Here is an 11,817-nt window from a genome sequence, read left to right as displayed (position 1 = left end):
ATCGGGGGGGCCCTTCGGGGTGCTGGCGATTGTCGCTGTGACCCAGTCCACCACGAAGGTGCCTCCCCTTCCATCGAAACTGTCAACCGGGCCCACCCCCATTTCGGCTCTCTTTGCGACAGAGCCGTGACGGCCGGAATCGCCCCGGCGGCCGAGGCCCCGGCGCCTGGCCGGCCGGTTCGGCTTGCCGCCCGGGGCGGCTTGGGCTATCGTCCCGGTGAAGCAGGGCCCGGCACGCACCTCGCCTCGACGCCGGGCGTCGGGCCGGGGCGACAACCGGGACGGCCAGGGAGGGCTGCTCACGATGCCGCATCGTTTCGGGCGCTGGGTCCGGGAGCACTGGCCCGAGGTGGTGCTCGCCGCCTCGGCGCTGGTGACCTTCGCCGGCCTGCTCGGCGCCGTCGACCTCTGGGGCAAACGCGAGCAGCGCGCCGCCGCCGAGGCCCTTGACACCGTCGAGCATGGCCGATGGCTGATCGCCCACATCCAGGGGCGCCCTCGGCTGGAGAAGCCTCCCCTGCCCCGGTGGGCCAGCGCCTCGCTGATGATCCTCACCGGACGCAGCGACGAGGCGATCGTCCGGCTGCCCTCGGCGCTGTCGGCCGTGGCGGTCGCGCTGCTGGTCTACGAGCTCGGCCGACGGCTCGGCGGCCGGGCTGTCGGCATCGCCTCCGGCCTGGCCTACTGCTCCACCTTTTACGCCATCACCGAGCACCGCCAGGCCGGCAACGACGGCCCGCTCGCCCTGTTCACCACACTGGCCATCTACGCCGCCTGGCGCCGCCTGCACGGCTCCCGGATCGGCCCCGACCTCGCCCCGCCGGCCGAGGACCCCGGCCCTCGCGGCTGGTCGCTGGCGATGTACGCGGCCCTCGGCCTGGGCTTCCTCACCAAGGGGCCGGTGGTCCTGGTGCTGGTGGGCCTGACCGTCCTCCCCTACCTCGCCCTTTCCCGGCGTCTCCGCCCCGGCCTTCGGGCGCTGACCGACGGCCGGGGCCTGCTGCTGATGACCGCCCTCTGCCTCTGCTGGCCGGTGCCGGTGGTGCTCGCCCGCTTCGACGCCCTGAGCGTCTGGATGCTGGAGATTGGCCAGAAGGTCGGCTCGGCCGGAGTGGCGCACCACGACTGGCGGATGCCGCTGGCCGCCGAGTGGTTCTGGATGGCGATGCCCTGGACTCCGCTCGCCCTGGTCGGCCTGGTCCGCCCCTTCACCGCCCGAGGCCGGGCCGAGCGGCCGACGATCTGGTTGGCCTGGCTCTGGGCGTTCGCCAACCTGGCCATGTTCAGCACCTGGTCGGTCGCCAAGCCGAACTACTACGTCCCCTGCCTGCCCGCCGTGGCCCTGCTGGCCGGCTCGGAGTGGATCCGGATGGCCCGAGACGCCCGCTCCGGGGCGATCGGCCCGAGGCTGATGCTCCAGTCCCTCTGGGTGGTGCTGTTCGTGGCCGCCTGCGCCGCCCCGGTGGTGGTGGCGCAACGCCAGCCGGAGCACCTCGCCGCGGCCTCGCTCCTGGCGGCGGCGGTGGCGATCGGCGTGATCGGATCGGCCGTTTCCTGGCGGCGAGGGGCCGAGGCCTCGGCGCTGGCCCCCATCGCCGTGGCCGTCTCCTGCGGCGTGCTCATCGCCTACGGCGCCATCGCCCGCCCGGTGCTCGCCGCCCAGAGCCACCGCCCGCTGGCCGCCACCCTCGACCGACTGCTCCCCCAGGACGAGGGGACCGTCATGTTCTTCCACGAGCTGGACGAGGGCCTCTGGTTCTACCTCCGAGACCGCGTCCTCGAGCCCGTCCCGGGCAGCCAGCCCCAGACCAACGACGCCCACGACATGGTCCAGGAGGCTCGCCAGGGCACCCTCGTCATGGACCGCCAGCAGCGGCTCCGCAACGAACTGGCCGTCCTCCTGGACTGGATTGCCGATCCCTCCCGGACGTCGCAGTATCTGTTGATCCGAGATCGCGTCTACGACCGCTTCGCCCCCGCGCTCGACGGCCTCGCCACCGAGGTCTACCGCGAGGCCGACCTCGGCCGCAACGAGCTCGTCCTGCTCCACGTCGCCCCCCCCGGCTCGATCGCCTCCGCCGCCCCCTCCGGCCCCTCGGACTCCTCCCGGCGCTGAGGGGCCTCGGTCCCGATCTCCCCGACGCTCGGGATGACCACGACCGACTCTCGGAGGGTGGACGGCCGATGGCGAACGCAAGACGGCGGAGGGGAGTGAGCCGGTCCATCCTCCGGTCCCGATCTCCCCGGGCCTCCGCCATGCTCCACAGACCTCCCGAGCGACCTGCCGACGATCCCTGGAGCCGAGGCTCGGCCGGCTCCCCAGGCCTCCCCCGGACATGACGGCCCGGAGCGTCGCGACCCGAGACCGGGAGCGGCTCGGCCAGGGCGGCGGCACTCGGACTCGCGGCCGCCACCCGCCTCCGAGCCTCCGCCCTCCCCCCGGATCGAGGTTCCTCCTCCCCCTTCGCACCAGGATCCACCCCCTCCCAGCCGAGGTGCCCCGTGCGGCCGATCCCCCGCTGCCTGACGAGCTGGAAGCCCTGGTTCTACCAGGCCGCGCTGCCGGCGCTGCGACAGCTCGGCCCGGCCCGCTGCGACGCGGCGCTCGGGGCCCTCGGCCGAGTGCTGGCGGCCCACCCGGGCCGGGCCAAGCGGATCGACCGCCGCCTCACGATCGCCCGAGAGGCACTCGGGGCCGACTGGGACCTCGACGCCTGCCGATCCGCCCTGGCCGCCAACCTCGCCCGCTTCGCCGCCCGAGACTGCACCCTGGAGGGGCTGGACGACCAGGAGGCCCTCTCCCGGTTCGACGCCTCGGGCGTCGAGCACCTCGACACGGCGCTGGCCGAGGGCCGCGGCGCGATCCTCCTGGGAGGCCACTTCGGCGCCTACCTCGCGGCGCTGCACTGGCTGGTCCGCCGCCGAGTGCCGCTGCGGGCGATGCTCCAGCGCCCCCGGCACGTCTCGGCCGAGCTGTCCCGCTGGTTCGACCTGGCCGGCACCGCCGACGACCCTCACCGCCCCGGCCCCGGCCCCGGCCCCGGCACCGGCCCCGGCCCGCTTCGCGCCCTGCTCCCGCAGCCTGGCTTTTTCCTCCGCCGCACGATGCCCCCCGGCGAGGGGGTGCTCCGCGTCCTGCGCTCCCGGGCCGCCCTCCGAGCCGGGCTGGCCGTCTACCTCAACGGCGATGTCGCCTGGGACTCCGGCTGCTCCCGCCCCGGCCAGTTGCTCGGCCTCCGGGCGAACTACCAGGCCGCCTGGGCCGACCTGGCGGCCCTGACCGGCGCCCCCGTGCTCCCCATTCTCTGCGTCCACCGCCCCGGCGGCCGCTTCGGCCTGACGATCGATCCCCCCTGGACCCTCCGCCGAGGCGACCAGCAGGCCGCCGTCGACCGTTATCTCGCCCGCCTCGAATCCGCCATCTCCTCCGAGCCCGCCGAGGCCATTGCCCACCTCCTCTGGCCCCCCTCCCTCGGCCCCGAGCCCTCCGACCGCCCCCGCCGGGCCGTCGGCTCCCGGGGAGGCCGATGGCTGATGGCCGATGGCTGACGGCCGATCGTCGAGGCCAGCCGGCCGGAGGGAGGGTCGATGACCGTCGGCAGGAGGCGGATCCGCCTCCCCTCGGCCATCCGCCGGCCTCCCTCCCGCATCGGCCCCCCTCCCCCGCTCACCGGATCGCGAACCCGAACTCGAACGGCTGCTCCATCGCCGTCCCGAACCGGCTCCGGATGCCCGTCCCCAGCCGCACCGAGTACGATCCCGAGGCGGACTGCGTGGGCACGATGATGTCGAACCGCGTGTCCCCCGAATCCTGCACCGGGCGGATCCGCTGCACCGCCACGACTCCTCCCGGCGCGGTGAAGGTGACCACCCCCGGCACGAAGCTGTTCGGCGCGATCGCCCGGTCGAACGTCACCCGGGCCACCCGCATCGGGCCGGAGATCGTCCAGCCCGGCACGGCCGAGACGACCGTCGGCGGCGACCGGTCGGCCACCTCGAAGCCCCCGGTGAACGCCGAAACCATCGCCGAGCCGCTCAGGTCCCGGATCTCCGGCCCGACCGTCACCGAGTACGCCCCCGGCGTCTCCTGAGCCTCCGTCACCAGGTCGAACTGCCGGCCCCCCGACCCCGACACCGGCCGAATCCGGATCGGCCCGACCGGCCCGTTCGGCCCGGTGTAGGAGATGTCATCCGTCGAGAAGCTGTCCGGGTCGATCACCTCCGAGAAGGTGATCCGCACCACCCGCACCGTCCCCACGACCAGGCCCCCCGGAATCATCGCCGAGACCGTCGGGGACCTGGGCGTCCCGATCGTGAACCCGAACCGGGAAACCGAGGCCATCGGGTTCCCGTTGGCGTCCGAGATCGCCGGCCCGACCGCCACCGCGTAGTCCCCCTCGGCCGACTGCGAGGCGATCGTCACGTCGAACCGCGCTCCGTCCGACCCTCCCACCGGCGAGACGGCCAGCACCGCCACCGCCCCCGACGGCCCCGTCACCGAGACATCGGCGGTCGAGACGGTCGAGCCGTCGATCCGCTCGCTGAAGGTCAGCCGAAGCGTCGCCACCGGCCCGGACGTCGCTCCTTCCGGCGCGCCGGAAACCAGCGTCGGCGGCCTCACATCCTGGATCGTGAAGCTCCCCGAATAGGACGTCGCCATCGCCAGCCCGCCCGAGTCGGCGATCTCCGGGCCGATCGAAACGGCGTAGGTCCCCTCGGCGCTCTGCGCGTCGATCACCACCGCATACCCCCGGCCGCCGGTCCCGGAGATCGGCACCACGTTCTTCACCGTCACCGGGGTCCCCTCGGCGAAGCCGGGGGTCAGCGGCGCGGTCACCGACACGTCGGCCGCGGTGAAGCTCTCAGGGTCGATCGCCTCGGCGAAGTCCACGCGAAGCACCCGCACCGGGCCGCTCACCGGCACCCCCGGCAGCAACTGGCTCACCTGCGGCCGGGTCACCGCCGCCGCCCCCTCCGTCAGCGCCCGGCCGACGTCCAGCCGGCCCCCCGTCGCCACCCGGCCCGACAACCCCGAATCCGGGTCCACCGTCGCCAGCAACTGCGCCTTGATCTGCGACCAGGTCCAGTCCGGGAACCTCGCCTTGATCAGCGCCGCCGCCCCGGCCACCATGGGCGAGGCCATCGACGTGCCGCTGTAGGAGCTGTACGAGCCGTTCGGCGTCGTGCTCAGGATGCTCACCCCGGGAGCCGCCAGGTCGACCGTCGTCTCCCCGAAGTTCGAGAAGCCGGCCAGCGCGTCGTTCCGGTTCGAGGCGGCCACCGAGATGATGTTGTCCAGGTCGTAGGACGACGGGTAGTGCGGGGACGAGTCGGTGTTCCTCCCGTCGTTGCCCGCCGCGGCCACGAACAGGTGCCCGGCCTGCTGGGCGTTGCTGATCGCGTTGCGGAGCGAGGTGCTGTACCCGCCGCCTCCCCAACTGTTGTTCGAGATCGTCGCCCCGTTGGCCACCGCGTAGTTGAGCGCCCGCACGGCGTCACTGGTGAAGCCCCCCTGCGGGCCCAGGAAGCGCACGGGCATCAGCCGGACCTGCCAGTTCACCCCCGACACCCCGACCCCGTTGTTCCCCACCGCTCCGATGATCCCGGCCACGTGCGTCCCGTGGCCGTCGTCGTCCATCGGGTCGTTGTCCCCGTCGTAGAAGTCCCAGCCCCTCACGTCGTCGACGAAGCCGTTGCCGTCGTCGTCCGTGTTGTTGCCGGGGATCTCCCCCGCGTTGGTCCAGATGTTCGCCGCCAGGTCGGGATGGGTGTAGTCGACCCCGGTGTCGATCACCGCCACCACCACCTCGCCGCTGCCGGTCGTCACGTCCCAGGCCGTCGCGGCGCCGATGTCGGCCCCGCTGGTGCCGCCCGACTGCCCCGTGTTCCTCAAGCCGTACTGCGACCCGAAGCTCGGGTCGTTGGGCACCTTCCGCACTCGGATCGCGTAATCCGGCTCGGCATAGGACATCCCCGGGGCCGTCCGCATCCGGGCCAGCGCCTCGGGCACGCTCACCCCCGGGGGAAGCTCCACCACCCTCCCCCCGCTCGCCGCGTCCCCCGAGCCTCCCATCGACCCAACCACAATCCTCCCCGGATGGTACGAGTCCGGGTCCACCTCCAGCACCGGGACACCCGCCCCCAGCCCGCTCAGCGGGAGCCGCTCCTCCATCGCCTCGACCGTCAACGCCCGCGCCGACGCCCTCGCCCCGCGCGTCCGACCCCCCATCGCAGCGACTCCCCAAACCAGACCGTCCCGATCACGCCCATTCGAGCCCTCCTCCTGCTCCCTAGGTTCCTCACCCTGCCTGTCAACCGCCCGGCCCCCGGAGCGTCCTCCCGAGGCATCAGCGTGCGGCCTCTGCCCAACGCGGCTCGTCAAGAGGAGCGAACCAGAACGATTGGGTAGAATAGCTCCGATGACGTCTCGCCAGTCGCCCGGGCCTCCTCGGGGACGACCGGGCCCCGGGGGCCCTCCTCGTCGCCGGGGAGGGCTCCGGCCGAGGAGGAGGTCCTCGCGATGCTGCCCTCGATGTTCCTGCCAACGCTGCTCTGGCTGGGCCAGTCCCCCGGCATCACCTTCCTGGCCCCGATGCCCCCCGGGCCTCAGCCCGACTACGCCCGGCCGGTCCTGGAGCAAGGCGGGGGCGTGATCCCCCCCGACCCGGTGATTGTCTGCATCCACCGCCCCGCCGAGTTGCCCTTCGACCGGGCCCAGGTCGACCGCGCCGCCTCCCGGATCCACCAGGTCCTCCAGTGGAGCCGACTGCGCGAGGCCCGGTCGTTCGCCACGCTCGGCCCCCCGGCCGGCTCTCCCCGCCGCCTGATCCCCCGCCAGACCCCCTCCCCCTCGGATCGCCTCCGGCTCCGCGCCCTCTCCGACGCGATCGACCGGCACTGGCAGCTCTTCGAGGCCCGCCTCTCCGAGGTCCGGATGTTCCAGCACCGCCCCGAAGAGGCCCAGCTCGCCTGCCAGCGCGCCGCCGAGGCGTGGGACGCCCTGCTCGGCCTCATCCAGCAGGCCCCCAACCCCCTGCCCGCCGACCTCGCCGAGGAGGTCGCCGAGGTCGATGGCCTGGTCGAGCTGCTCCGCTTCGACTCGTTTTGAGCCCCAGCCCGCCTTCTCCCGCCGGTTGCTTCCCCTCGGTTTCCACGCCGCTGAGGAAAAAAAGCAACATGCTCCCGCCCAAACGAAAAAAGAGCGTCAACAAACGAAATGCGATTCGTGTATGATGGGCCCCGATCCACGGGATCTTCGCCGGGTCCTCACGCGACACCGGGGGTTTCCGCCCGGAGAGGAACGCCGGGATCGTGGACCAGTCGTCCTCGGATTCCTCGGGACAGCGCATGGAGCCTGCACTGATGACCACACCCACCCCGACTTCCCCGTCCTCGGCCGGGAAGCTGGTTCGCCGAGCCCGGCTCGGCCTCGCGCTGATCGCCGCGTTGCTGGCGATCTCGGCGTCCAGGCCGGCCCAGGCTGACCCCTTCCGGTTCGCCCAATTCGACCCCGTCGCGGGAACCGATTCGAACGGCCTGCCGATCTACAACACCTGGTTTTCCGGCACCGGCACGGCGAACAAGCAGCTCATCACCACCACGAGCACGGGAACCACGAAGGTGGTTGTCCCCATCACCTTCCAGTTCACCGCCTTCAGCGGTCTGCTGCCAGCGGCGCTGCTCGGTCCCCAGGCCGCCACGCTGGAAATCGACCTGATGGTTCTCAACGGGGTGAGCACCTCCGGGTCCCGCCTCACTCAAACCTTGGGCGCCGGCTCGATCACCATCCGCCGCTCCTCGACCTTCATGGGCCAGGATTTGCTGCTCCGCGCCGACCTGGTCGGCGGTGAGCTGTCCGGGCGCCAAGGCAGCACGGTGGGCAACTCCGATGTCTCCGTCACCGCCGGCGACTCGATCACCTTCTCCTCGTCGTTTCTGAACTTCTCCCAGGCCACCACCGAAGGCGTCACGCTCGACCTCAACCCCCTGTTCCCGACCATCCAACGGGACAACCGAGGCACGCCGACCACCGCCGACGACGCCTTACGGAACTTCCGGGCGCTGGTCTCCGGTCAGTTCTCGGTCGACGGGAGGATCACCGTCCAGGCCATCCCGGAGCCGGGCTCGCTCACCCTGCTCGCGCTGGCCGGGTTCGTCGCCGGGCCGGTCGCCGTCGCCCGACTCCGTCGCCGCCGGGCCGGCTGATCGGAAACCGCTGCGGCCCCTCGCCCCCGGGCCTCCCCACTCGGCCCGGGGGCGAGGCGATCACCGGTTCCGCGCCGAGTCCCCTCCCCCCCGGACCATCCCCGCGATCCGCCCCCCATCCGGCCTCAGCTCAACCGCGATCATCCGGTCCTCCTCCCCCTTCCTCGGGTGGACCGTCGCGGCTTCCCCCAGCACCCGCACCCCTCCCAGTCCCTTCAGATCCCCCAGGATCTTCCGCGGAGCGACGACGAAAACCGGCCTCGAGCCCGGGGGCAGCGCCGCCAGCCGCTCGGCCAGCGAGCGGTCGTCCGGATGATGCTGGACCGGCAGCGGCAGGTAGTAGCTCACCTGGGGGTCGGGCACGCCGACGACCGACAGGTCCGCCCCTTCGGGCAGCTCGCCGCCGATCCGACGGGCCAGGTCCGACTGGCCTCGGTAGTCGTCGAAGCCGGGCATCGCCAGCGAATGCACCGCGACGAAGCTGGCCCAGGCCGCTCCGAACACGGCCGCCAGCGCCGCTCCGGGACGGCCCCGACGCCGGAGGGCCGCCGCCAGCGCCAGTCCCGATCCCGCCAGCCCCGCCACCAGGGCGGCGGCCGCCTCGATCCCCTTCCCCGACTCGGTCAGCGCGACCCCGGCCGCCAGCCCGACCGCCCCGAGCGCCGCCGCTCCCAGACCATACCCGAGCCGGCTCCAGCGAGCGGCCAGCGGCGAGGTCACCAGCCGCTCCAGCCCCACCGCCGCCCAAATCGACAGCGGAGGCAAGGCCGGGATGATGTAATGCTTGTGCTTCCACGCCGAGAGCGACAGCAGAAGCCCCATCCCCACGGCCCAGCTCCCCAGCAGCCGGCCCGCTCTGCGGCGTGTTCCCTCCCGCCGACAGGCCACCGCCCCCAGCGCCGCGATCGGCGTCCAGGGCAAGGCCAGCCAGGCGGACGTGTACAGGTAGAAGAACGGGTCCTTGCCGCCTCCCGACAGCCGGCCGCTGAACCGCTCGACGTTGTGGCGCCACCAGGTCTCCGGCAGCCCCGGCTCCCGCCAGGCCGCCGCCGCCGGCCAGGCCACGACGATCGCGAGCATCACCCCCCAGCCGACCGGATCCAGCAGCACCCGCCAGGGGCCGCTCCTCCGCTCGACCGCCGCGAACAGCCCGCTCCCGGCCGCCACCAGCGCCGGGCCAATCGGCCCCTTCGCCAGGAACGCCAGCCCCGCCGCCGCGAAGTAGCCGACCGCCCAGAGCCGGCGCCGTCTCGGCGACGGCTCTCCCCCCGCTCCCGAGGCAACCGCGAAGCACCCCATCGCCGCGGTCACCGCGGCGCAGAGCATCATGTCGGCCTCCGCCAGCCTCCCCTGCATGAAGGCGTAGACCGTGGTCGACTGCACCAGGCCCGCCAGCACGCCGGCCCGCTCCCCGAACCAGCGCGCCGCCAAGACGGCCACGACCAGAGCCGTCGCCGAGGCCGACAGCGCCGCCGGCAGCCGGGCGGCCCACTCCGCCTCGGTGCCGAAGACCCCCATGCTCGCCGCGATCGCCCAGTGCATCAGCGGAGGCTTGTCCCACAGCGGCTTCCCCATGATCCGGGGGACCAGCCAGTCCCCCGACCGGAGGAACTCCCGAGCGGGCTCGGCGAAGTTCACCTCGTGGAAGGTCAGCGCCCAGGGCCGGCCGAAATTCACCAGCAAGATCGACAACCCGAAGGCCGCCACCAGCGCCAGCGACCGCCCCGAGAGCCTCCCCGGTGAGGCGACCGGCTCCGCCCCCCCCGGGCTCGTCTCCCCCCCGGCGCGATCCGTCACATCCATCTCCACGATCCTCGCCTGATCCGAGCGGGCGGGGAGGCCCGGGCCCGATCGTCGCCCTCGCGATCCGGGGGAGACGTGGCCGGACGCCTCCCCTCCGGCCGGAATCTAACCCGTTTTTCGGTTCCGTCGCCAGACCGCTTGAAGCAATCCGGCCCCGACGCGCCGGCCTCCCCTCACACACTCGACAAAGCTCCCAGCACGTCTTTACATCAATAAAGGACATCCTCCGCGACCAGCCGGAGGGCCAGGACCGGAGCCCCGACCGTGATCGGGGGAGCGCGGGCCAGTCATCATCGGCCCCCGATCCCCGACCTCGACCCGAACGCCCTCCACCAGCCCGGGCCGGGCCGGCTCGGGCCGGGCCGGCTCGGGCCGGGCCGATCGACCCGAGTCTCCCTCGCCGAGCAACCGACCTGGGACGGATCGCTCCGGGGCGGTACACTGGGACCCGGCCGCCGGCCGAGGCGCCCGACGGCCCTCCGCGACCGCCCCGCCCGACCGCCGACCGCCAGGGACCGCCGCCCCATGCCCGGCCCTTCCTTCTTCGACTTCGGTCACGACCCCGATGCCGACGCGATCGAGCAGGAAGCCGCCGTCGGCCTGCCCGGCGGTCCTCCGCTGCTCTCCGTCTCGGAGTTGACCGCCCTGGTCAAGGAAGTCGTCGAAACCGGCTTCGCCGACGTCGGAGTCTGCGGCGAGATCTCCAACCTCTCCCGCCCCAGGTCCGGCCACGTCTACTTTGACATCAAGGATGAGGGCGCCCGCATCCGAGCGGTCCTCTGGCGTCGCCAGGCCGCCCGGGTCCCCTTCGACCTGGAGAACGGCCTGGCCGTCCGCGCCTGGGGCGGCCTCGACGTCTACCCTCCCCAGGGGGCCTATCAGCTCATCGTCCGCAAGATCGAGCCGGAGGGGATCGGCCCGCTGGAACTGGCCTTCCGACAGCTCTGCGACCGCCTCCGTGCCGAGGGCCTCTTCAACCCCGCCCGCAAACGCCCTCTCCCCCCTTATCCGGCCCGCATCGTCGTCGTCAGCAGCCCCACCGGCGCCGCCGTCCGGGACGTGCTCACCGTCGTCGGCCGCCGCTGGCCGGCGGCCGAGCTGCTCATCGCCCCGGCCAAGGTCCAGGGCCAGGGAGCGGCCGAGGAGATCGCCGCCGCCATTGCCCTGGCCAACCGCGTCTCCGGCGTCGATCTCATCCTCCTGGCCCGAGGCGGCGGCAGCCTGGAAGACCTCTGGGCGTTCAACGAGGACGTGGTGGCCCGGGCGATCGCCTCCTCCGAGATCCCCGTGATCACCGGGGTCGGCCACGAGACGGACACGACCATCGCCGACCTCGTGGCCGACTGCCGAGGGCCCACGCCCAGCGGCGCCGCCGAGCAGGCCGTGCCCGACGCCCGGGAGGTGCTCTCCCGGCTCGACGCGATCGCCTCCCGGATGGCCCGCGCCCTGACCTCCCGGGCCGTCGACGCCCGCTCCCGGGTCGAGGCGCTGGCCGACCGGGCCGAGCTGGCCCTCACCCGCCTGCTCGACCGCCGCCGGGACCGCCTCGCTGCCCTTGCCGCCCAGCTCGACGCCCTCAGCCCGCTGGCCGTGCTCTCCCGAGGCTACAGCCTCACCCAGCGTCTCGAAGACTCCCGGGTTGTCCGATCCCCCGACGACGTCGCTCCCGGCACCCTCCTGCGCACCCGACTGGCCTCCGGCTCCATCCTCAGCCGAGTCGAGCCCTCCGACCCCCTGCCGGACGCCCCCGCCGCCGACGCGACCGCCTCCCCCTCCTCCGAGCCGACCGACGTCCCCCGGCCCCCCCGA

Annotated in this window: 7 protein-coding genes; 5 read left to right on the top strand and 2 right to left on the bottom strand. The window is 73.1% G+C overall.

The window, feature by feature from the left end; all coding sequences use genetic code 11:
- Nucleotides 1–304 precede the first annotated feature (304 nt).
- Together TsocGM_RS24945 and TsocGM_RS24940 are read left to right on the top strand one after the other, a co-directional pair.
- Entirely contained in the window at nucleotides 305–2,116 is a 1,812-nt protein-coding gene (locus tag TsocGM_RS24945; RefSeq protein ID WP_126728182.1) for an ArnT family glycosyltransferase, read from the top strand.
- A gap of 386 nt (nucleotides 2,117–2,502) precedes the next feature.
- Nucleotides 2,503–3,549, top strand: coding sequence for a lysophospholipid acyltransferase family protein (locus TsocGM_RS24940; protein ID WP_126728181.1), 1,047 nt, complete (start codon nucleotides 2,503–2,505; stop codon nucleotides 3,547–3,549).
- 118 nt (nucleotides 3,550–3,667) lie between these two features.
- On the opposite strand, the gene TsocGM_RS24935 is transcribed toward TsocGM_RS24940, so the two are convergent.
- A complete protein-coding gene (locus tag TsocGM_RS24935) occupies nucleotides 3,668–6,229 on the bottom strand; it encodes a S8 family serine peptidase (RefSeq protein ID WP_126728180.1) in 2,562 nt (853 codons plus the stop codon).
- 291 nt (nucleotides 6,230–6,520) lie between these two features.
- Between TsocGM_RS24935 and TsocGM_RS24930 the strand changes: the two genes are divergently transcribed.
- Entirely contained in the window at nucleotides 6,521–7,108 is a 588-nt protein-coding gene (locus tag TsocGM_RS24930; protein ID WP_126728179.1) for a hypothetical protein, read from the top strand.
- Between the two features lie 254 nt (nucleotides 7,109–7,362).
- The gene (locus TsocGM_RS24925) at nucleotides 7,363–8,205 is read left to right on the top strand and encodes a hypothetical protein (protein ID WP_126728178.1); all 843 of its coding nucleotides are present in this window, start codon (nucleotides 7,363–7,365) and stop codon (nucleotides 8,203–8,205) included.
- A gap of 60 nt (nucleotides 8,206–8,265) precedes the next feature.
- Here TsocGM_RS24925 and TsocGM_RS24920 read toward each other — a convergent pair whose 3' ends face one another.
- Nucleotides 8,266–10,008: an ArnT family glycosyltransferase gene (locus tag TsocGM_RS24920; RefSeq protein ID WP_126728177.1), complete on the bottom strand. Its 1,743-nt coding sequence runs from the start codon at nucleotides 10,006–10,008 to the stop codon at nucleotides 8,266–8,268.
- 525 nt (nucleotides 10,009–10,533) lie between these two features.
- On the opposite strand from TsocGM_RS24920, the gene xseA reads away from it, so the two are divergent.
- Nucleotides 10,534–11,817, top strand: a 1,284-nt coding sequence (gene xseA, locus TsocGM_RS24915; protein WP_126728176.1) for an exodeoxyribonuclease VII large subunit, incomplete at its 3' end; no start/stop codon positions are given.

The organism is Tautonia sociabilis (genome assembly GCF_003977685.1).
GTDB classification, from domain to species: Bacteria; Planctomycetota; Planctomycetia; order Isosphaerales; family Isosphaeraceae; genus Tautonia; species Tautonia sociabilis.
The sequence above is the reverse complement of the archived record's forward strand: the minus strand, read 5'-3'. Positions and strand labels throughout refer to the sequence as shown.